This window comes from Streptomyces sp. NPDC058231, from assembly GCF_042882275.1.
Lineage (GTDB): Bacteria > Actinomycetota > Actinomycetes > Streptomycetales > Streptomycetaceae > Streptomyces.
In genome coordinates, this window is record NZ_JBHVWN010000104.1 from 1 (window position 1) to 19,851 (window position 19,851).

Annotated in this window: 22 protein-coding genes, 3 tRNA genes and 1 pseudogene; 12 read left to right on the forward strand and 14 right to left on the reverse strand. The window is 70.0% G+C overall.

Annotated elements, in window-relative coordinates:
- Nucleotides 1-59: 59 nt before the first annotated feature.
- The 3 genes from nusG to ACFVXE_RS36600 all read right to left on the reverse strand — a co-directional run bounded on the left by nusG (nucleotide 60) and on the right by ACFVXE_RS36600 (nucleotide 1,499).
- Nucleotides 60-956, reverse strand: coding sequence for a transcription termination/antitermination protein NusG (gene nusG / locus ACFVXE_RS36590; protein ID WP_389677839.1), 897 nt, complete (start codon nucleotides 954-956; stop codon nucleotides 60-62).
- Between the two features lie 73 nt (nucleotides 957-1,029).
- Complete coding sequence (gene secE, locus ACFVXE_RS36595) at nucleotides 1,030-1,317, reverse strand: preprotein translocase subunit SecE (RefSeq protein WP_389677841.1); 288 nt, start codon at nucleotides 1,315-1,317, stop codon at nucleotides 1,030-1,032.
- Nucleotides 1,318-1,426: 109 nt separating this feature from the next.
- Nucleotides 1,427-1,499: transfer RNA gene (locus tag ACFVXE_RS36600), tRNA-Trp, on the reverse strand.
- Nucleotides 1,500-1,724: 225 nt separating this feature from the next.
- Between ACFVXE_RS36600 and ACFVXE_RS36605 the strand changes: the two genes are divergently transcribed.
- Together ACFVXE_RS36605 and ACFVXE_RS36610 are read left to right on the forward strand one after the other, a co-directional pair.
- Nucleotides 1,725-2,951 carry a pyridoxal phosphate-dependent aminotransferase gene (locus ACFVXE_RS36605; protein WP_389677843.1) on the forward strand — a complete coding sequence of 409 codons (1,227 nt, stop codon included), beginning with the start codon at nucleotides 1,725-1,727 and terminating at the stop codon, nucleotides 2,949-2,951.
- Between the two features lie 120 nt (nucleotides 2,952-3,071).
- Entirely contained in the window at nucleotides 3,072-4,112 is a 1,041-nt protein-coding gene (locus ACFVXE_RS36610; RefSeq protein ID WP_389677845.1) for an adenosine deaminase, read from the forward strand.
- Nucleotides 4,113-4,185: 73 nt separating this feature from the next.
- Here the strand turns inward: ACFVXE_RS36610 and ACFVXE_RS36615 are convergent, their stop codons facing one another.
- Nucleotides 4,186-4,791 (reverse strand): TetR/AcrR family transcriptional regulator, encoded by a 606-nt coding sequence (locus tag ACFVXE_RS36615; RefSeq protein ID WP_389677846.1) that lies wholly within the window; start codon nucleotides 4,789-4,791, stop codon nucleotides 4,186-4,188.
- An 86-nt stretch (nucleotides 4,792-4,877) separates the two neighbouring features.
- Here ACFVXE_RS36615 and ACFVXE_RS36620 point away from each other — a divergent pair, with 86 nt between their 5' ends.
- Nucleotides 4,878-5,513 carry an NAD(P)-dependent oxidoreductase gene (locus tag ACFVXE_RS36620; protein ID WP_389677847.1) on the forward strand — a complete coding sequence of 212 codons (636 nt, stop codon included), beginning with the start codon at nucleotides 4,878-4,880 and terminating at the stop codon, nucleotides 5,511-5,513.
- Between the two features lie 21 nt (nucleotides 5,514-5,534).
- Here the strand turns inward: ACFVXE_RS36620 and ACFVXE_RS36625 are convergent, their stop codons facing one another.
- The 8 genes from ACFVXE_RS36625 to ACFVXE_RS36660 form a co-directional block, all read right to left on the reverse strand.
- Nucleotides 5,535-6,590 (reverse strand): UDP-N-acetylmuramate dehydrogenase, encoded by a 1,056-nt coding sequence (locus tag ACFVXE_RS36625; RefSeq protein ID WP_389677849.1) that lies wholly within the window; start codon nucleotides 6,588-6,590, stop codon nucleotides 5,535-5,537.
- A 69-nt stretch (nucleotides 6,591-6,659) separates the two neighbouring features.
- Complete coding sequence (locus tag ACFVXE_RS36630; RefSeq protein WP_389677851.1) at nucleotides 6,660-8,096, reverse strand: MFS transporter; 1,437 nt, start codon at nucleotides 8,094-8,096, stop codon at nucleotides 6,660-6,662.
- Between the two features lie 75 nt (nucleotides 8,097-8,171).
- Complete coding sequence (locus tag ACFVXE_RS36635) at nucleotides 8,172-8,720, reverse strand: TetR/AcrR family transcriptional regulator (protein WP_389677872.1); 549 nt, start codon at nucleotides 8,718-8,720, stop codon at nucleotides 8,172-8,174.
- A 137-nt stretch (nucleotides 8,721-8,857) separates the two neighbouring features.
- The gene (locus tag ACFVXE_RS36640; RefSeq protein WP_389677853.1) at nucleotides 8,858-9,286 is read right to left on the reverse strand and encodes a MaoC family dehydratase; all 429 of its coding nucleotides are present in this window, start codon (nucleotides 9,284-9,286) and stop codon (nucleotides 8,858-8,860) included.
- A complete protein-coding gene (locus tag ACFVXE_RS36645) occupies nucleotides 9,286-9,738 on the reverse strand; it encodes a MaoC family dehydratase N-terminal domain-containing protein (RefSeq protein ID WP_389677854.1) in 453 nt (150 codons plus the stop codon). Before ACFVXE_RS36645 ends, ACFVXE_RS36640 begins: the two co-directional genes overlap by 1 nt.
- A gap of 118 nt (nucleotides 9,739-9,856) precedes the next feature.
- Nucleotides 9,857-10,021: a 50S ribosomal protein L33 gene (gene rpmG, locus ACFVXE_RS36650; RefSeq protein WP_003956487.1), complete on the reverse strand. Its 165-nt coding sequence runs from the start codon at nucleotides 10,019-10,021 to the stop codon at nucleotides 9,857-9,859.
- 89 nt (nucleotides 10,022-10,110) lie between these two features.
- Nucleotides 10,111-10,183 (reverse strand) — tRNA-Met (locus ACFVXE_RS36655).
- A 47-nt stretch (nucleotides 10,184-10,230) separates the two neighbouring features.
- A tRNA-Thr gene (locus ACFVXE_RS36660) sits at nucleotides 10,231-10,303 on the reverse strand.
- A gap of 381 nt (nucleotides 10,304-10,684) precedes the next feature.
- Between ACFVXE_RS36660 and ACFVXE_RS36665 the strand changes: the two genes are divergently transcribed.
- From ACFVXE_RS36665 to ACFVXE_RS36680, 4 genes and pseudogenes are all read left to right on the forward strand, one after another.
- Nucleotides 10,685-11,959, forward strand: a complete 1,275-nt coding sequence (locus tag ACFVXE_RS36665) for an amidohydrolase family protein (protein ID WP_389677856.1) — start codon at nucleotides 10,685-10,687, stop codon at nucleotides 11,957-11,959.
- A gap of 34 nt (nucleotides 11,960-11,993) precedes the next feature.
- Entirely contained in the window at nucleotides 11,994-12,650 is a 657-nt protein-coding gene (locus ACFVXE_RS36670) for an SDR family oxidoreductase (protein WP_389677858.1), read from the forward strand.
- 952 nt (nucleotides 12,651-13,602) lie between these two features.
- Nucleotides 13,603-13,896 (forward strand): annotated as a pseudogene (locus ACFVXE_RS36675) (FAD-binding protein); the annotation flags it as partial.
- 526 nt (nucleotides 13,897-14,422) lie between these two features.
- Nucleotides 14,423-14,545 carry a BBE domain-containing protein gene (locus ACFVXE_RS36680; RefSeq protein ID WP_389677874.1) on the forward strand — a complete coding sequence of 41 codons (123 nt, stop codon included), beginning with the start codon at nucleotides 14,423-14,425 and terminating at the stop codon, nucleotides 14,543-14,545.
- Nucleotides 14,546-14,675: 130 nt separating this feature from the next.
- On the opposite strand, the gene ACFVXE_RS36685 is transcribed toward ACFVXE_RS36680, so the two are convergent.
- Nucleotides 14,676-15,146 (reverse strand): ArsI/CadI family heavy metal resistance metalloenzyme, encoded by a 471-nt coding sequence (locus tag ACFVXE_RS36685; protein WP_389677859.1) that lies wholly within the window; start codon nucleotides 15,144-15,146, stop codon nucleotides 14,676-14,678.
- 79 nt (nucleotides 15,147-15,225) lie between these two features.
- Here ACFVXE_RS36685 and ACFVXE_RS36690 point away from each other — a divergent pair, with 79 nt between their 5' ends.
- The 3 genes from ACFVXE_RS36690 to ACFVXE_RS36700 are packed head-to-tail and all read left to right on the forward strand — an operon-like array spanning nucleotide 15,226 to nucleotide 16,796.
- Complete coding sequence (locus ACFVXE_RS36690; protein ID WP_389677861.1) at nucleotides 15,226-15,606, forward strand: ArsR/SmtB family transcription factor; 381 nt, start codon at nucleotides 15,226-15,228, stop codon at nucleotides 15,604-15,606.
- Nucleotides 15,519-16,343, forward strand: a complete 825-nt coding sequence (locus ACFVXE_RS36695) for an aquaporin (RefSeq protein ID WP_389677863.1) — start codon at nucleotides 15,519-15,521, stop codon at nucleotides 16,341-16,343. Before ACFVXE_RS36690 ends, ACFVXE_RS36695 begins: the two co-directional genes overlap by 88 nt.
- A gap of 30 nt (nucleotides 16,344-16,373) precedes the next feature.
- Nucleotides 16,374-16,796 (forward strand): arsenate reductase ArsC, encoded by a 423-nt coding sequence (locus ACFVXE_RS36700; RefSeq protein ID WP_389677865.1) that lies wholly within the window; start codon nucleotides 16,374-16,376, stop codon nucleotides 16,794-16,796.
- A gap of 114 nt (nucleotides 16,797-16,910) precedes the next feature.
- Here ACFVXE_RS36700 and ACFVXE_RS36705 read toward each other — a convergent pair whose 3' ends face one another.
- Nucleotides 16,911-17,300: a hypothetical protein gene (locus ACFVXE_RS36705; RefSeq protein WP_389677867.1), complete on the reverse strand. Its 390-nt coding sequence runs from the start codon at nucleotides 17,298-17,300 to the stop codon at nucleotides 16,911-16,913.
- 886 nt (nucleotides 17,301-18,186) lie between these two features.
- Between ACFVXE_RS36705 and ACFVXE_RS36710 the strand changes: the two genes are divergently transcribed.
- The gene (locus tag ACFVXE_RS36710; protein WP_389677868.1) at nucleotides 18,187-18,921 is read left to right on the forward strand and encodes a hypothetical protein; all 735 of its coding nucleotides are present in this window, start codon (nucleotides 18,187-18,189) and stop codon (nucleotides 18,919-18,921) included.
- Nucleotides 18,922-18,926: 5 nt separating this feature from the next.
- The gene (locus ACFVXE_RS36715) at nucleotides 18,927-19,472 is read left to right on the forward strand and encodes an LPXTG cell wall anchor domain-containing protein (protein ID WP_389677870.1); all 546 of its coding nucleotides are present in this window, start codon (nucleotides 18,927-18,929) and stop codon (nucleotides 19,470-19,472) included.
- Nucleotides 19,473-19,851: the final 379 nt, after the last annotated feature.

Genomic DNA, 19,851 nt, shown 5'->3' on the forward strand with positions numbered 1-19,851 from the left:
GGCTGTAGAGCCTGTCTGACCTGCTCGGTAGGCATGTGTCCAGAAGTCGGCGAAAACCGTCAGTTCTTCTGGATCTGGTCGAAGCTGAGCTCGACCGGGGTTTCGCGACCGAAGATCTCGACGAGGCCCTTGACCTTCTTCGAGTCGGCGTTGATCTCGTTGATCGTCGCCTGCAGCGTCGCGAACGGGCCGTCGGTGACGGTGACCGAGTCGCCCACCTCGAAGTCCAGCACCTGGACCTCGACCTTGCGGGACGGAACCGGCTTGCCCTCGGCCTCCGCGGCCTCACGGGCGGCCTTCTCCTCGGCCTCCGGGGCGAGCATCTTGACGATCTCGTCCAGGGTCAGCGGGTACGGGTCGTAGGCGTTGCCCACGAAGCCGGTGACGCCGGGGGTGTTGCGGACGACGCCCCAGGACTCGTTCGTCAGGTCCATGCGGACCAGGACGTAGCCCGGGAGCTTGTTCTGGCGGACGTTCTTCCGCTCGCCGTTCTTGATCTGGACGATCTCTTCCTCGGGCACTTCGGCCTGGTAGATGAAGTCCTCGACGTTGAGCGAGACGGCGCGCTGCTCCAGGTTGGCCTTCACGCGCTTCTCGTAGCCGGCGTAGGTGTGGATGACGTACCACTCGCCGGGGAGACCGCGGAGCTCGTCACGGAGCGCGGTGACGGCGTCGACGGGGGCGGCCGGCTCGGCCTCTTCCTCGTCCTCGGCCTCTTCGTCGCCCTCGGACGCGCTGTCCTCGTCCTCGTCCTCGGAGTCGGCCTCTGCGGCTTCGTCCTCGTCCTCGATGTTCTCGGCGGCCTGCTCGGCGGGCTCGCCCGCGGCGGCGTCGGCAGCTTCGGCCTGGTCCGGCTCCACAGCGTCCGCTGCCTCGACGATCTCGAACTCGTCCTCGGCGGACTCGACGGCGCCCGCCGTCGCGTCGACGGCGTCGTTCAGGTTCGGGTCAGACACGGTGGCTGCTTCTTCCTGGATACAAATGGGTGGAACATGCGAAAGGGGCGCCCATGAGGCGCCCTCCGCGGGATCAGCCGAAGACGTACTTGATGGCCCGCTGGAATCCGAAGTCAATCACGGTCACGAGACCGATCATGACGACGACGAAGACAATCACCACGGACGTGTACGTCGTCAGCTGGTTGCGAGTCGGCCAGACGACCTTGCGCAACTCGGCGATGATCTGGCGGTAGAACAGCGCGAGACGGCCCAGGGGGCCCTTCTTTCCGCGCTTGCCGCCCTTCCGAGTCCTCTTCTTCGACTCGGGTGCTTCATCCTCAGCATCAGGCATGTCGATGGAGCCCACGGCGTCCGTCACGCTTCTCACCTGATTCCGGGTCATGGCCGTGCCGCGCCCGGTGGAGCCGTCGCACGGCGGTGCATTGAAGTACGTACATGCGCACACATCCTGGCGAAGGAGTGTGTAGCAGGGCCGGAGGGACTTGAACCCCCAACCGCTGGTTTTGGAGACCAGTGCTCTACCAATTGAGCTACGACCCTTTGTGGTTTCCACCAACCTACCGCATCTTTCCGGGTGCCCCGGGTGCAGGAACGGTGCGGCTGGTGAAGGCCAACGACAGGTGAGTGTACGTGCTCAGCGGCCCTGCGTCGAACAGATAGCTCCGGACAACTCCTGCCCGATTGCTGTCCGCATGCTGTCCGGGTGCTGTCCGGTCCCTGAAACCCGTGTGCTGACAGGGATTGCGGTCTGGGAACATGGGGCGCATGAGCGCTGCAACTTCTCCCTCCGAGCGCCGGGTCTCCGCCCGCATCGGTGCAATCTCCGAGTCCGCCACCCTCGCCGTCGACGCCAAGGCCAAGGCCCTCAAGGCCGCCGGCCGTCCGGTGATCGGCTTCGGCGCCGGCGAGCCGGACTTCCCGACCCCCGGCTACATCGTCGAGGCTGCGGTCGAGGCCTGCCGCAACCCGAAGTACCACCGCTACACCCCCGCCGGCGGGCTCCCCGAGCTCAAGGCCGCCATTGCAGAGAAGACGCTGCGCGATTCGGGTTACGAGGTCGACGCCTCCCAGATCCTGGTGACCAACGGTGGCAAGCAGGCCATCTACGAGGCATTCGCCGCGATCCTCGACCCGGGTGACGAGGTCATCGTCCCGGCGCCGTACTGGACCACCTACCCCGAGTCGATCCGCCTCGCCGGCGGTGTCCCGGTGGAGGTCGTGGCCGACGAGACCACCGGTTACCGGGTCTCCGTCGAGCAGCTGGAGGCCGCGCGCACCGAGCGCACCAAGGTCGTCCTGTTCGTCTCCCCGTCGAACCCGACCGGCGCCGTCTACAGCGAGGCCGACGCCGAGGCGATCGGCCGCTGGGCCGTCGAGCACGGCCTGTGGGTCCTGACCGACGAGATCTACGAGCACCTGGTCTACGGCGACGCGAAGTTCACCTCGCTGCCCGCTCTCGTACCCGAGCTGCGCGACAAGTGCATCGTGGTCAACGGCGTCGCCAAGACGTACGCCATGACCGGCTGGCGGGTCGGGTGGATCATCGGCCCGAAGGACGTCGTCAAAGCCGCGACCAACCTGCAGTCGCACGCCACGTCCAACGTCTCCAACGTCGCGCAGGTCGCCGCGCTGGCCGCCGTCTCGGGGAGCCTGGACGCGGTGGCCGAGATGCGGACCGCCTTCGACCGCCGCCGCCGGACCATCGTGCGGATGCTCAACGAGATCGACGGCGTGCTCTGCCCCGTGCCCGAGGGTGCCTTCTACGCGTACCCGTCGGTCAAGGCGCTGCTCGGCAAGGAGATCCGCGGCAAGCGTCCGGCCACCTCGGTCGAGCTGGCCGCGCTGATCCTGGACGAGGCCGAGGTCGCGGTCGTTCCGGGTGAGGCGTTCGGCACGCCGGGCTACCTGCGGCTGTCGTACGCGCTGGGCGACGACGACCTCGTCGAGGGCGTCTCGCGGCTCCAGAAGCTGCTGGGCGAGGCCAAGGACTGACCTTCCGCACTCCGCCCAGGTGACCCCCGGCTCCGGCCGGGGGTCACTTTTTTGTTCGAGAACCGACTCGATGGGGGAACCGGCTACCGCGAGAGCCCGCGGGTGCGGCAGGATCTTGGAATGGAGCGTGACGTACGGCTGTTGCCCAAGGCCCATCTGCATCTGCACTTCACCGGGTCGATGCGGCCCACGACGCTGCTCGAACTCGCCGACAAGTACGGCGTCCGGCTGCCCGAGGCGCTGACCGGCGGCGAGCCTCCCCAGCTGCGGGCGACCGACGAGCGCGGCTGGTTCCGCTTCCAGCGCCTCTACGACATCGCCCGGTCCTGTCTGCGGGCGCCCGAGGACATCCAGCGCCTGGTCCGCGAGGCCGCGCAGGAGGATGTCGCGGACGGCTCCGGCTGGCTGGAGATCCAGGTCGACCCCACGTCGTACGCGCCGCTGCTCGGCGGGCTGATCCCGGCGATCGAGATCATCCTGGACGCCGTGGACGCCGCGGCCCGCGAGACCGGGCTCGGGATCCGGGTGGTGATCGCCGCGAACCGGATGAAGCACCCGCTGGACGCGCGGACACTGGCCCGGCTCGCGGTGCGGTACGCGGACCGGGGCGTCGTCGGCTTCGGGCTCTCCAACGACGAGCGGCGCGGCATGGCGCGCGACTTCGACCGGGCCTTCGCCATCGCCAGGGAGGGTGGCCTGCTGGCGGCCCCGCACGGCGGTGAACTGGCCGGGCCCTCCAGCGTGCGGGACTGCATGGACGATCTCGACGCGTCCCGGATCGGCCACGGGGTGCGGGCCGCCGAGGACCCGCGGCTGCTGCGCCGGCTGGCGGAGCGCGGGGTGACCTGCGAGGTCTGCCCGGCGTCGAACGTGGCTCTGGGCGTCTACGAGAAGCCCGCGGACGTACCCCTGCGCACCTTGTTCGAGGCCGGGGTGCCGATGGCGCTCGGCGCGGACGACCCGCTGCTCTTCGGCTCCCGGCTGGCCGCGCAGTACGAGCTCGTGCGCCGCCACCACGCGTTCACGGACGAGGAGCTGGCCGAGCTGGCGCGGCAGTCGGTACGCGGTTCGGTGGCGCCGCCCGACGTACGGGAGCGGCTGCTGTCCGGGATCGACGGCTGGCTGGCGGAGCCCGCTGGCCAGGAGCAGGCCGAGCGGTAGAGCCGCCGGGTACGAGAACTGCTGGGTACGCGGCTGCCGGGCGCGCGGGACGCGACGACCGCCGGACCGTTCGCTACGCCTCGATCCCGCTCAGCACCGTCCGGGCGACGGAGACGGCGAAGTCGTCGAGGGACTGCGGCGGCCGGCCCTCCTCCGTGGCGTCGTACGCGAACGCACGCTGGGCACAGGCTCCGAGGAGCAGCGACGCCGCGGCGTAGGTGTCGGCGCCGGGCCGGACGCGGCCGGCGGTCTGCTCGCTGCGGAGGTAGCCGGCGAGGCCCCGGATCGGCAGGTGGGGGCCGGTGCCGAGTTCGCGCATGGCCTCGTCGTGGCGGTGCTTCAGCCGCGGTTCGGCGTAGAGCGAGGCGGCGATCGGGAAGCTCTGGGCGTAGAAGAGCGCGGCCTGACGGGCTATCTCCGTGAGGTTCTCCTCGACGGTCCGCTCCCCCGTCGCCGGGTCGGTGGTCAGCCGCGCCAGCAGCGGGTTGAGCCTGGGCAGCCGTTCCCTGAGCACCACCACGAACAGCTCCTCCTTGCTGGCGAAGTGTTTGTAGAGCGCCGCCTCCGAGCATCCCGCGGCCCTGGCGATCTCCTTGGTGGTGGCGCGCGCCAGGCCGATGGTGAGCATCAGCTGATGGGCGGCGTCGAGGATGCGGACGCGGGCCGGCTTCTGCTCCATGCGTACTCCGATGAGGCTTGACGAGCGGTGAGTGTCCACTCACTCTAGAGGTGAGTGAATACTTACCCACCCGGGGAGGGTGCGCAATGAGGCTCACGGTGTTCGGTGCGACGGGCGGCATCGGTCAGGAGATCGTCCGGCAGGCGGTGGCGGCGGGACACGAGGTGACGGCGGTGGTCCGCGATCCGGCCCGGCTGCGGGTCCCGCTCTCCGGCGTCACGGTCCACACCGCGGCGCGGATCGACGACCCGGACGCACTGCGCGAGGCGGTCGCCGGACGGGACGCGGTGCTCTCCGGACTCGGTTCGCGGGGCCGCAGGGCCGGCGGTGTCGCCGAACGGCTCACCGGCTCGGTGCTCCGGGCGATGGAGGCGGAGGGGACCCGGCGGCTGCTCGTGGTCAGCGCGGCCCCGGTCGCGCCGGTGCCCGCGGACGAACCGCTGCTGGACCGGATGATGCTGAAGGCGATCGGAGCGGTCCTCAAGGAGGTCTACGCGGACCTGACGTCGATGGAGGCCGCGCTGGCACGCAGCACGGCCGACTGGACGTCGGTGCGGCCCCCGAAGCTCACGAACGGTCCGCTGACGGGGACGTACCGGACGGTCCACGGCTCCAACCCGCGCAGCGGCCGGTCGATCTCCCGGGCCGACGTGGCGCACGCGATGCTGGCGCTGATCGACGATCCGGCCGCGGTGAAGCAGGGCGTCGGCGTGGCGTACTGAGGCCGCCCGCCCGGCCTCCCCTCAGAGGCTGACGCCGACCGTCACCGGTTCGTTGACGAGCGTGACGCCGAAGGCGTCGTGGACCCCCGCGACGACCTCGCGGGCGAGCGCGAGCAGGTCCTCCGTGGTCGCGCCGCCGCGGTTGGTGAGGGCGAGCGTGTGCTTGGTGGAGATACGGGCGGGTCCGGTGCCGTACCCCTTGGTGAATCCGGCCCTGTCGATGAGCCAGGCGGCGGAGGTCTTGGTGTGTCCCCCGTCCGCGGGGAAGGCGGGCGGCGTCACCTCGGCGCCCAGCCGGTCCTTCGCGCGGGCGAGGAACTCCTCGAACTGAGCGGCGTCGAGGACCGGGTTGGTGAAGAAGGACCCTGCCGACCAGGTGTCGTGGTCCTCCGGGTCGAGCACCATGCCCTTTCCGGCGCGGAGCCGCAGCACGGTCTCACGGGCGGCTGCCGCGGGCACCCGGTCGCCCTGTTCGACGCCCATGGCACGGGCCGTCTCGGGGTACTTGAGCGGCGCGGAGAGGCCCCCCGCGTCCTCCAGCGCGAAGCGGACGCGCAGCACCACGAAGCGGTCGGGTTCGGCCTTGAAGCGGCTGTGACGGTACGAGAACGCGCACTCGTCGTTCGGGAGGGTGACCGTCTCACGGGCGTACCGGTCGTAGGCGACGACCTCCGTGATGGTCGACGCCACCTCCTGGCCGTACGCGCCGACGTTCTGGATCGGGGTCGCGCCCGCGGACCCGGGGATTCCGGCCAGGCACTCGATCCCGGCCAGGCCGGCCTCGACGGTGCGGGTGACGGCGTCCGTCCAGACCTCGCCGGCGGCCAGCTTCAGCTCCGTACCGGTCAGCGTGAAGCCCTTGGTCGCGATGCGCAGGGCGGTGCCGTCGAAGCCCTTGTCGCCGATGACCAGGTTGCTGCCGCCGCCGACGACCAGGAGCGGGGTCCCGCTCTCGTCGGCCTCGCGCACGGCTTCGACCACCTCGGCGTCGGTCGTCGCCGTCAGGAGGCGGGCCGCGGGGCCGCCGAGCCGGAAGGTGGTCAGGGGGGCGAGGGGGGCATCGTGGAGTTCCTGCACGGGGACAAGAGTACGGTCCGCGGCCCACCGCCGGTGCGGGGCCACGGACCGTACACGCAGGCTCATGGGTCAGGCCGCGACCGGCACCCGCTCCGCGTCCCGCACCGGGTCCGCCTCCGGCGCCGGTGCGCTGCGACGGCCCGGGATCAGCAGTGCCACGACTGCGGCGAGCGCCACCACACCGGCGCCGATCCAGACCGCCGGAACGGTTCCGTCCGTGAAGGACTGTGCGGAGCCGTACCCGCCCCGCGCCGAGAAGACCGAGGCGAGCACCGCGACACCGAGGGCGCCGCCGACCTCGCGCAGGGCGTTGTTGGCGCCGGAGGCGATGCCCTGTTCGGCGGGGCGGACGCTGGACATCACCAGGCTGGCGGCCGGCGCGAAGTAGAGAGCCATGCCGACACCGCCGATCATCAGGGCGGGCAACTGCGCGGCGTACGAGGCGTCGGGGGCGATGACCACGGCGAACAGGGCCAGCCCCAGAGCCTGGAGCGTGAGGCCGGTGACGACGACCGGCCGGCCGCCGAACCGGTCGGAGAGATATCCGGCGACGGGCGCGACCAGCATCGGCATCCCGGTCCAGGGCAGCATCCGCAGTCCGGCCTGGGTGGGCGAATAGCCGAGCACGCCCTGCAGGTACTGGCTGAGCAGGAAGATCGAACCGAACATCCCGAGGAACATCAGCAGACCTGCGACGTTGATCCCGAAGAAGGCCCGGCTGCGGAAGAGCCGCATGGGCAGCATCGGGTTCTTCGCGTGGAACCCATGGCGGATGAAGCCCCCTATCAGTGCCGAGCCGGCGATCAGGCCGGTGAGGACCGCGGGGCTGGTCCAGCCGTCGGTGTTGGCGTTCACCAGTCCGTAGACGATGCCGAAGAGGCCGCCGCTGACGAGCAGCGTGCCGGGGATGTCGAGCCGGGCGCCGGGGGCGTGCGACTCCGCCAGGCGCAGCCGGGCCGTCGGCAGCAGCACCAGGCCGATCGGCACGTTCAGCCAGAAGATCCACTGCCAGGAGATGTGCTCGGTGAGACTGCCGCCGATCAGCGGTCCGCTCGCCACGGCGAGCCCGGTGACCGCGCTGAAGATGCCGAGCGCCATGCCGCGACGGGCGGCCGGTACCGCTGCGGTGAGCAGGGTGAGCGTCAACGGCATCATGATCGCCGCGCCGACCCCCTGGACGGCCCGGAAGGCGATCAGCTCGTTGATCCCGGACGAGAGTGCGGCGGCCGCCGAGGCGCCGGTGAAGACGGAGAGTCCGGCCAGGAAGAGCCGCCGCCGGCCGAACCGGTCGCCGAGGGCGGCACCGAACATCAGCAGTACGGCGAAGGTGAGGGTGTACGCGTTCACCGTCCATTCGAGCTCGGGCAGTTCGCCTCCGAGGCTCTTACGGATGGAGGGAAGGGCGGTCGTGACGACCAGATTGTCGAGGGCCGCCATGAATCCGGCGACGCTGGTGATGACGAGGGCCCAGACTGCTCCTGAGCGGTCCGTTCTGTGCTGGCTCACTGCTCCCCCTGTGGGTTAGTTATCAATTACTAACTTTCCTGGGCAGAAAACCGGGTCGAACCCGGGTCGCGCTGTTCAGGCGGTCGGCCGCGCCGAGGGGTAGAAGCCCGACCAGATGCGGTGCCCGGCCGGAAAGCCGAGCGAGGTCAGAGTGTTGATGAGCATGCCGTACGCGAGGAACTGCGTGGTCTCGCCGGGGTCGGCGCCGAGAGCGAGGTGGACCTCGTCCCACATCTGCAGCCAGCCGGCCCGCGCCGCCGCGCCGAACTCGTGGTCCCCGGCGGCCTCGGCCGCCGCGACGGCCGCGTACATCTGCATCTGCATCAGCAGCTTGTCGGGGTCCTCGACGATGAGGCGCTGGTACGCCGCCGCCATCGCGTGGAGCGCCTCCTCACCCTGCAGGCCGTCACCGGCCTGCGCGAAGACCTTCCGGGTGTCCGCGAGGCAGCGGTCGGAGGCGGCGAGGAACATGGCCTCCTTGTTGGGGAAGAGGCGGAAGAGGTACGGCTGCGAGACTCCGACCCGCTTGGCGATCGCCTCCGTGGAGGTGGCGTTGTACCCACCCCGGGCGAACTCCGTGATCGCAGCGACGATGACGCTCTCGCGCCGCTCCTCCGCACTCATCCTGGCCATGCATCGAAGTTAGTACTCAATCACTAACTTAGTCAAGCAGTGTGCGCCGGAACCGATCCGCCCCCGCCCTTGTGCGTACGGGGCGCTCCGGCGGAGGGCGCCCCGTACGCACAGTCCGATGCGACGGCTCAGGCGAGCCGCACGACGGCGCGGGACATGCCCAGCACCTTCTTGCCCTCGTTCATCGCCGTCAGGTCCACCCGCACCTGATGGTCGTCCAGCAGGGCGGCCACCTTGGCGCTGACCTCGATCAGCGCGCCCTTGTCGTCGTTCGGCACGACGACCGGCTTGGTGAACCGCACCCCGTACTCGACGACCGCGCCCGGATCGCCCGCCCAGTCGGTGACCACCCGGATCGCCTCGGCCATGGTGAACATGCCGTGCGCGATCACATCCGGAAGCCCGACCTCGACGGCGAACTTCTCGTTCCAGTGGATCGGGTTGAAGTCGCCGGAGGCGCCCGCGTACTGCACCAGCGTCGCGCGGGTCACCCGGAAGGACTGCGCCGGCAGCTCCGTACCGACCTCGACCGACCCGTAACTCACCTTCGCCGTCATCACGCCTCCTCGGCGGCGCGCGCCACCAGCTTCGTCCACGCGGTCACGACATGCTCACCGGTCTCGTCGTGGACCTCTCCACGGATGTCGAGGATGTCGTTGCCCGCCAGGGATTTGATGCCCTCGATCGTCGAGGTGACCGTCAGCCGGTCCCCCGCCCGTACCGGACGCGCGTAGGCGAACTTCTGGTCACCGTGCACCACACGGCTGTAGTCCAGACCCAGCTGCGGGTCCTGGATCACCTGACCGGCCGCCTTGAATGTGATCGAGAAAACAAAAGTGGGCGGTGCGATCACATCGGAATACCCGAGCGCCCGGGCGGCCGCCGGATCGGCGTACGCGGGATTGGTGTCTCCCACCGCCTCGGCGAACTCGCGGATCTTCTCCCGGCCGACCTCGTACGGCGCGGTGGGCGGATAGGTCCGCCCGACGAAGGACTGGTCGAGCGCCATGGGCTCGCTACCTCCTGATGAAAGACGAATGGGCCGAGGAACAGCCCAGCACGGAACAGTCCTGCTACAACGACACGAGGCCGCCCCCAGTGGGGACGGCCTCGTGTACGAGCCTGTTTTAGCGGGTTTCGCGGTGCGCAGTGTGCGAGTTGCAGCGCGGGCAGTGCTTCTTCATCTCAAGACGGTCCGGGTTGTTACGCCGGTTCTTCTTGGTGATGTAGTTCCGCTCCTTGCACTCCACGCAGGCCAGCGTGATCTTCGGGCGGACGTCGGTGGCAGCCACGTGAGTGCTCCTTGGACGGACGGATGGACGGATGAACGCAAAAAAGAGTAGCCGATCGAAGGACCGACCCCACAATCGGCTACCGTAAGTAGCGGTGACCGGACTTGAACCGGTGACACAGCGATTATGAGCCGCTTGCTCTACCGACTGAGCTACACCGCTTTGATGACGGATCCCCCCGCCGTGAGGCGGGGTTCTCCGATCACCAGAGCCCCAATACGGAATCGAACCGTAGACCTTCTCCTTACCATGGAGACGCTCTACCGACTGAGCTATTGGGGCGAGCGATGAAGACATTACACGGTCTCTCGCCGATCGCCCAAATCCGTTTCGGAGCCCCTCGCCGGAGCGCTGATCGTCCCCGTGCCGATCCCTGGGCCGGCCACTGATCCACGGCCGTCCGAAGACCTGGCCGGCGGCCCTGCCGGGGGCCGATCGGCCACCTGATCTGCGGATCGGGCGGCGGGCCCGACAGCGGCCCGGACCATGCAGGACCGTGCCGGACCGCCCCGCGACCACCACCGCCCCCGGACGTCGGCGCCCGCCCCGGACGTCCCATGGAGCCACACCGGTACGACTATTTCGCCCATGCTCGAACCGGGACGAACACCCCCCTAGGCTCGACTCACTCTGCGTGATCTTGTAACCCCTCCCAGGAGCGCGATGCCCGACAGCCGGCCGCCGCAGCCCGACGACCACGCCACCGGCGCAGCCGCCGACGACGGCACCGCGCTGATCCTCTGCGGGGCCCGCCTCACCGACGGCCGCATCGTCGACGTACGGCTCGGCGGCGGGCGCATCGAGGCCGTCGGCACCACGGGCAGCCTGATCGCCCCGGGCGCCCGCGTGGACCTGCGCGGTTACCTCCTGCTCCCCGCCCCGGCCGAGCCGCACGCCCACAGCGACACCGCGCTCACCGCGGACAGCGCCGGTCCGGGCAGCTCCGGACCCGCCTCGCACCGCCCCGAGGACATCCAGCGCCGCGCCACCGAGGCCGCCCTGCTGCAGCTCGGGCACGGCGCAACCGCCCTGCGCTCACACGTACGGATCGGGGCAGTGACCGGGCTCGCCCCGCTCGAAGCGGTGCTCCAGGCGCGACGCTCGCTGCGCGGGCTCGCCGAGCTGACCCCGGTCGCCGTCCCCCGGCTGCTCACCGGGGTCGCGGGCGCCGACAGCCTGGCCATGCTGCGCGACGCGGTGAAGACGGGGGCCGGCGTCATCGGCGGCTGTCCCGATCTCGACCCGGACCCGGCCGGATACGCCGAAGCGGTCCTGGAGATCGCCGCCGAGCACGGATGCCCCGTGGACCTGCACACGGACGGTGACGATCCGGCCCGCCTCGCCCGGCTCGCCGCCATGGCCGCCGGACTCCGGCCCGGCGTCTCGGTCGGCCCGTGCGCGGGCCTCGACCGCCTCCCCCGGGACATCGCGATCCGCACCGCCGATCGGCTCGCCGCCGCCGGGGTGACCGTGGTCTGCCTCCCCCAGGGCGGCTGCCGCGCCGCGGAACGCCGGGGCACGGCACCGGTACGGCTGCTGCGGGCGGCCGGGGTACGGGTCGCGGCGGGAAGCGGCGCCCTGCGCGACGCGGCGAACCCGGTCGGGCGCGGGGACCCGCTGGAGGCCGCCTACCTGCTCGCCTCCCAGTGCGGGCTGCACGCCGAGGACGCCTACGAGGCGGTCTCCACGGTCGCCAGGGAGGCCATGGGGCTGCCCGAGGTCCGGGTCGAGGCGGGGTTCCCCGCCGAGCTCCTCGCCGTGCGCGGGGAACAGCTCTCCGGCGTGCTCTCCCTCGCGTACAGCAGGATCGTGGTGCACCGCGGACGCGTCGTGGCACGGACCAGCGCCGTCCGCGAGTACTGCGACTCGGACACCGTCGTGGCACTCGATCTGCCGCGCCAGAGCCGACCGGATCCCGGGCCCGGCGGCGGGCCTTGAGCGCCGGGGCGCGCCGCGGCGTACGGTCGTGACCATGCGCATTGTCATCGCAGGTGGACACGGTCAGATCGCGCTGCGGCTGGAGCGGCTGCTCGCTGCGCGCGGAGACGAAGCGGTCGGCATCATCCGTGATCCGGGACAGGGTGAGGACCTCCGGGCGAGAGGCGCCGAACCGGTCGTCCTGGACCTCGAATCGGCCTCCGTGGAGGAGACGGCCGAGGTGCTGCGGGGCGCCGACGCGGCCGTCTTCGCGGCGGGCGCGGGCCCGGGCAGCGGTTCGGCGCGCAAGGACACGGTGGACCGCGGCGCGGCGGTGCTCTTCGCGGACGCGGCGGAACGGGCCGGTGTGCGTCGCCACGTGGTGGTCTCGGCGATGGGCGCCGATCCGGACCACCCCGGCGACGAGGTCTTCGACGCGTATCTGAGGGCCAAGGGCGCCGCCGACGCGTACGTCCGTTCCAAGGCCGCACTCGACTGGACGATTCTGCGTCCCGGGATGCTCACCACCGACGCAGGCACCGGGCAGGTCCTGCTGGCCGCCTCGACGGGGCGCGGGCCGGTACCGCGCGACGATGTGGCGGCGACGCTGCTGGAGCTGCTGGACACCCCGGCGACGGCCGGCCTGACCCTCGAACTGATCTCGGGGAACGTGCCGTTGACGGTGGCGATGAAGGACGTCGCGGGCAACTGAGCGGACGCGGACGGAGTTGCGGGCGCCGGGGGCCGACGGCGTCCCCGGCCGCGCGTCGCCGCGGTGCTCGCGCGTCGCCGACGGGTGTGGAACCGACCGCACGTCAGATGCGCCCAGCCGCACGCCCGGTGCGGGGTGAAGACCGCGGGGCGAGTGGCCGCCTGTCCCTCGGGACCGGCAGAGCGCATGGCGATTCAGCCCGCCCCCGGTGACTCGCGACGACCTCGCCAGGGCGTCGGACCGGCGGTGTCGAGACCGATGGGCAACGGGCGGGGAATTTTCGTGGTGGGCCGCCCCCGGCCGTGAAGAATTCAGCTCCACCCCGAGGGCGCCGTGTGGGCCGACGGCGACCGCCTCTTCCGCATCGGCCGTCTCCGGCGGAAGCACGCCGTTGCGGACAGCGAATGGGGGACGGTCCGGTCCGTCATGCGCACGCTGGCGCACCTGCACGGCGCCGCCGAGCGCGTTCGCCTGGTCGCGCTTGTTCGCCGTTGTTCGCCGTTGTTCGCCGGCGCGAGGAGGCGCGCTACGGCATCAGGCAACTCCTCGGTCGTCGTGGTGAGCGTGTCGGAACCGTCCCCCGTGATCGCCCTTGCTAGCGTCCACTTCGCCCGAATGACCCATAAAAGACCGATTCGCCTCCTGCGGGTGGTCGAGAGGACACGGGCCATGAACGACTTTTCCCGTCGCGGACTGCTCAAAGCGACGGCGGTCGCCGGTGCAGGTGCGGTCGTCGTGCCGGGCGCTGCGGCCGTCGCAGCCCCCGGTGCGAGTGCCGTGACCGGGGTATACGGGGGGCGAGGCGTGTGGGGCGGAGTGCGGGCCGGCAAAGCTGACCGGCCGGATCGTCCGCCCCGAGGACCCCGGGTACACGGACGCGCGTCTCGGCTGGGACCAGCTCTTCTCCCACTATCCGCTGGTCATCGTCTTCGCCCAGAACACCCAGGATGTGGTGAACGCCCTGACGTGGGCGCGGCAGAACGACGTCGCGCTGCGGATCCGGAGCGGCCGCCACAGCCTTGAGGGCTGGTCGAACGTCGACAGCGGCCTCGTGATCGACATCAGCGAGCTGAAGTCGGTCCACATCGGCAGTGCCTCTCGCATCGCGACGGTCGGCTCCGGTCTCAACCAGCTGGAAGCGGTGACCACACTCGCGAAGCGGAACTTCGCGGTGACGACGGGGACCGAAGGCACCGTCGGCCTGGCCGGCGCGACGCTCGGCGGCGGCTTCGGCTTCCTGACCCGCTGGCTGGGGATGGCCTGCGACAGCCTGATCGGCGCCGAGGTCGTCGTCGCGGAAGGCGACGAGTGTGCCAAGGTGATCAAGGTTGATCTGAACCACAACTCGGATCTGCTCTGGGCGCTGCGCGGAGCGGGCAACGGCAACTTCGGAATCGTCACCTCACTCACCTACAGAGTGGCCCCGCTGAAGAGCGTCACCTATGTGCAGGCCACCTGGGACGGCATCGGCGACCTGCGCAGGGTCTTCAACGCCTGGCAGCGCACCGCGCTGCACGCCGATGACCGCCTCGGTACGCAGCTCGAGATCCACCGCAACCAGACCCTGCTGTTCGCGGTCCTCGCGGAAGGAACGCCCGAGGAGGCCAAGAAGCTGCTGGCCCCGATCCTGTCGATCGGCAGTCCTCAGGTTTCGACGCAGGTGGGAAACTGGGGCGACGTGTATTCGGGATTCCAGATCCCGGTCGAGGACGAACCCGCGAACTGGAAGTTCTACTCGCAGTTCGCCAAGAAGCCGCGTGCCGAACATCGGCATGCAGGACTGGGAGACCGCCTACTGGGGATCCAACTTCGACCGGCTGCGCAAGATCAAGGCGAAGTACGACCCGCACAGCGTCTTCCAGTACGACCAGAGCATCCCGCCCGCGTCCCGCTGACCGAGCACGGCCCGTGCCCCCTCCCGACCGGTGAGGGGGCACAGCCATGCCTACCCGTCCCGGGCCCTTCGCCGATCGGTCCGAACGGTCCGAACGGTCCAGGATGTAGACGCGTCCGTGAACTGCCACTTCATCCACAGCCGCAACCTGCGGGCGCGGGGCCCGGTTCGGCGGCACGGCCGGCGCAGCAGCCGTCGCCGGCGGCTTCGGGGGCGGCGCTCCTGCCGAGAGTGCCCGCGTCGGCCTTCACGACGTAGACCTCCCACGGCTCCCGGCCCGGGCCGTGCACCCACACCTTGTCCTGGAGGGCGTAGCAGCAGGAGCTGTCGTTCTCCTCGAAGGTGGCCAGGCCGGCGTCCTTGAGTCGCGCAGTGGCCGCGTCGACCTGGTCGGTGGACCCGACCTCCACACCGAGGTGGTCGAGGCGGGTCTCCTCACCGGGCGTGCCCTCGATGAGTACGAGCTTGAGCGGGGGCTCGGTGATGGCGAAGTTGGCGTAGCCCTCACGTCGCTTGGCCGGTTCGGTGCCGAACAGCTTCGAGTAGAAGGTGATCGACGCTTCGAGGTCGCTGACGCGCAGGGCGAGCTGAGCACGAGACATGGCAGGGCTCCCATCGGCTTGCATTGATGTTTATCGATGCAAGCTTGTGGCCTGGATCGAAGAGTGTCAACATAGATGGATGTCGAAGCAAGAACTCGTGGCGCTCGGACGGAGCGACGGGAACAGTGCGTGCTGTCCGGGGCTGGTGACCGCACCTCTGGACGAGGGCCAGGCGGCGGAGCTGGCCAAATTGTTCAAGGCGCTGGGCGACCCGGTACGCCTGCGTCTGATGTCGATGATCGCCTCGCGGGCGGGTGGTGAAGTCTGCGTCTGCGACCTGACCCCGGCCTTCGACCTGTCCCAGCCGACGATCTCGCATCACCTCAAGCTGCTGCGGCAGGCCGGTCTGATCGACTGCGAGCGGCGGGGCACATGGGTCCACTACTGGGCGCTTCCCGCCACCCTCGACCGGCTCGCCGCCTTCCTGGAGCCATCGCAGACGGCCGGGGCGCTCGCGTGAACACTTCGCTGGGACGCCGGGCCGTCGCCGAGGCCGTGGGGTCGGCCGCCCTGGTCACGGTGGTCGTCGGCTCCGGAATCCAGGCTAGTGAACTGAGCAGGGACATCGGCGTGCAGCTGCTGGCCAACTCGCTGGCCACGGTCTTCGGACTGGGTGTGCTCATCGTGCTCCTGGGGCCGGTGTCCGGTGCCCACTTCAACCCCGTCGTCACGCTCGCGGCCTGGTTCACCGGGCGCCGTCGCAAGGACGGGCTGACCGCACGGGACGTCGCGGCGTACATCCCGGCCCAGATCGCCGGAGCCGTCGCGGGCGCCATCGGGGCGGACGCGATGTTCGACAGACCGCTCGTGCAGTGGTCCACCCATGACCGCTCCGCCGGTCACCTGTGGTTGGGCGAGGTGGTCGCGACCGCCGGACTCGTCCTGCTGATCCTCGGCCTGGCCCGCAGCGACCGCGCCCACGTCGCCCCGGCGGCCGTGGCGTCGTACATCGGAGCGGCCTACTGGTTCACGTCCTCCACCTCGTTCGCGAACCCGGCGGTCACCATCGGCCGGGCCTTCACCGACACGTTCGCCGGCATCGCGCCGGCCTCACTCGGCCCGTTCGTCGCGGCCCAACTGGTGGGCGCCGCAATCGGGCTGGGCCTCGTGACCGCGGTGTTCGGACGCCCGGCACCCGCGCAGGCCACCCCTGCCCCTCTCCAGGGCGAAGCCGAACCCGCCCCCGCACTTCCCTGACCGTCCTCCGTCGAGAAAGGCACACGGGCCATGAACACCTCCGCCGGACGTCCCTCCGTGCTGTTCGTCTGCGTCCACAACGCCGGGCGCTCCCAAATGGCCGCAGCGTTCCTCACCCACTTGGCGGGTGACCTCGTACAGGTCCGCTCCGCCGGGTCCGCGCCCGCGGACACGGTCAACCCGGCCGTCGTCGAAGCGATGTCGGAGGCAGGCATCGACATCTCCGCCGAGATACCCAAGGTGCTCACGGCCGAAGCCGTCCAGGCGTCCGACGTGGTCGTCACGATGGGCTGCGGCGACACCTGTCCCGTCTTCCCCGGCAAGCGATACCTCGACTGGGTGCTCCCCGACCCGGCCGGACAGGGAGTCCACGCCGTCCGGCCCGTCCGCGACGAGATCGAAAGGCGCATCCGCGGCTTGCTCGACGAGATCGCCCCGGTGAGCCGGACGTGAGTGCCGCAACCGCGGTTCGGACTCACTTCCCGTGGAGGGAGGGACGACTCCTCGCGGTCGGACAGACGCCATGAGCGGTGCGCTCATGAGTCGCAGGTCGCCGCCTGCCGTCCGCTATGCAAGCAACGGCCAGAGGTAGACCACTCCTGTGACACACGCCGTGGCCGACCCGACCATCCAGTACAAGGAGAAAGTATTGAGAGGCACCTTGTCCCAAGGCTTCTCCTCCTGTTCCGCAATGTCGGCTCCGACCCTTTTCGCGACCGGCGCCAGCATGATGACGAACATCATCAGGACGCAACTGTAGAAATACAGGGTGTGCGAGACGGAATAGCCTTTTATCGTGGCGTCGGGCAACAGAAACATCCAACCGGCCAGCGGGGCGATGAACATGCGCCGCTTTGCCTTCGGCGTCGGCATGCACCAGTACATCGCGGCCATGTAGACGACGGTGGCGCCGACCGCGATGAGCCACCAGTCGTCCGTGGTCAGGTGGACAGACATGATCGCAGCTCCTCCTCAGGCGAAACACGACGTGACATGGCCGGGAGTCGCAGTCCCGCAGGGCGCTCACGCCGTTCACCTCGGCGAAACGGTGACAGGCATGAGCCCGGCGGCGCGCCTCGCGAATTCCCCCGGGCAGCTGTCGTCCCGGGTCGGCGTGCTTCGGAATTGAGTGGCACCTGCCACAACTCCCCGAGCACGGTCGCGGCGACGGCCGGAATCGACACCACAGCCGCTGCTCCGTAACCCGTCATCCCCCACAACCGTCTCGGACCGTCATCACGTTCAGCGGGACCGAATTCCCTCGGCGAAGACCGCTCGAACAATCGTAGGCACCTGGTCACCTGACGTCAGCGGCAACTTCCGGCAGCGAAACTCGGCTGAACTCTGCCGCCTTCCGGCAGCTTCTCGCCAGCGTGGCCTCCGGGCTCTCGACGCGTGCATCGGGCATACGGGACAACCTTGGGGCCGGCTTGGGAGGACGACAGGCGGTGTCGTCCTCCCAAGCCGGTCGGCCGGCGCTGCTCGGCGCTGCGCGAGCCCCCCGGAGACGGTGGCCCTCCGTTCACGGCTCCGCCCTCTCGGAGGGGTACGGACGTGTACCCCTCCGAACCACCAGCCGACAGCCGCCCTGCCGGACCTCCTCCACACCTGCAACCACGACCGCTGCCACGCCGCACCGGGCGGACACCCACCCGTTGGCCGCGTAAAGAATGCTGTGGGTCGATACACCTCGCCCCTCACGAACTGTGCGGCACAGGGCTGTTCTCCATCTGGCGTCGATGCCGTGCAACCGTCCAGTGCCATGGCGTGTCTGATGCGGCGGAACTGCTCTTCCCTCGCTGTTCGTCTCTGTGCATCCGTCGCTCACCGCAAGGGATCCCCCATGCTCCGAACGGTTGTCGACCGCGGCCGCCTGCTGCGCAGGACCGCCGCCGTGATCGGCGCCATCGGTCTGATCGCCCTGGGCGCCGCGCGCGCCTCGGCTGACGGCCCCCAGCCCGTTCTGGCGCTGGGGCCTGTGTCGCCGGTCGTCGGAGTGAAGCCGGGCAGCAGCTTCGGGGTGCCGGTCGTCTTCGCGAACAAGGGCACCACGGCACTCGACAAGGTCTTCCTGACCTATTCCGCCAGCCCCGGGCTGGCCCACCAGGAGCTGCCCTCCAACTGCACCCGCTCCGATGTCTCCGAGGAGGACGGCATTCCGAGCCACTCCGGCGCGGTCTGCGAGTTCGACCAGACGGTGAAGCCCGGCGCCGTCTACACACCCGAGAAGACGCTGTCGCTGAATGTCCTCGACCGCGCGCTGTACGAATCCGTTTGGGTGTCGGTCGCCACCGACCGCCTCGAAGACCCGGACCGCCCCGAACACCCCGTACCCGGAACCGGACCCGCGGTGAAGCTGACCGAGCTGCCCTCGACCACCCCGGTGGGCGACAGCGACCCGGAGCACCCCGACCGGGACTCGACCGAAGTGCCGGTCACCGCGGTGAACACGGCCGACTTGGAAGTGACGGGCGCACGGCTGGCGGGACGCGTCGCGACACGGTCACGCTGGAACCGAAGGTCACCGACGCGGGGCCGGCCTGGCTGGACCTGCACCCCCGAATACCTCAGGTCCTGATCAAGATGCCTGCCGGTACGACGGTGACCGAGGCGAGGGACAACTGCAAGAAGGTGGGTTCCGACAGCTACAGCTGCGGCCTCACCCTTGATTGGCTCGACGTGGGCGGCAGCGTGCGGTTCCCCTTCACCCTGCGGATAGACAAGGCGGTGCCCGGGGCCAGGGGTTCGATCGCGCTGGAGGCGAAGGAGCGCCCGTACGACAAGAACAAGAAGAACGACACGGCCGCGATCCTGCTCGATGTCGACGGCGCCGGCGGCTCCACCGGCGGCGGCAGCGGCTCGACAGGCGGCTCCGGCTCGACATCCACCACCGGCGGCTCCGGCACCGCGTCCGCGGGTGGTTCCGGATCCACGGGCGGTTCCACCGGCAGCTCCGGGTCCACGGGTGGTTCCGTGTCGGCCGGGTCCTCGGGCTCCGCGACCACCGGTGGCGACCTGGCGAGCACCGGATCGGGTTCCACCGTCCCCCTCGCGGGCGCAGCCGCCGCGGCCCTCGTCGCCGGTACGGGCGCGATCCTGCTGGTACGCCGCCGTGCGGCCCGGAACTGACGACCGGACCGTCCCGACATGACACGGCCCGCCGAGCATCCGCCCGGCGGGCCGCGCTTTCCGACCTGCTCGGCGAGCTCGCGCCCGGTGCGCCGTGTGCGCCGAGGACTGATGCGACCAGCACCCCGCGACTGACCACTTCCGCAACCGACGGTCAGCGCCCCCGCAGACCTGGCAGCTCTTCGTCGAGACGCTGCGGGAAGTCAACCGCAGGAGACCCTCGCCCGTTTCGAACGCTGGTCGGCCGTTCGACCAAGGCCGCTCACATTTCACTTGGCGACCGACTTAGACCGACCGGCAAATGGTGGCGCTGCCTGACGGCCGGTCACTCTGGGCATGAGTACAGGCACGGGCCTGAGTGATCATGGAGTTCTCTACG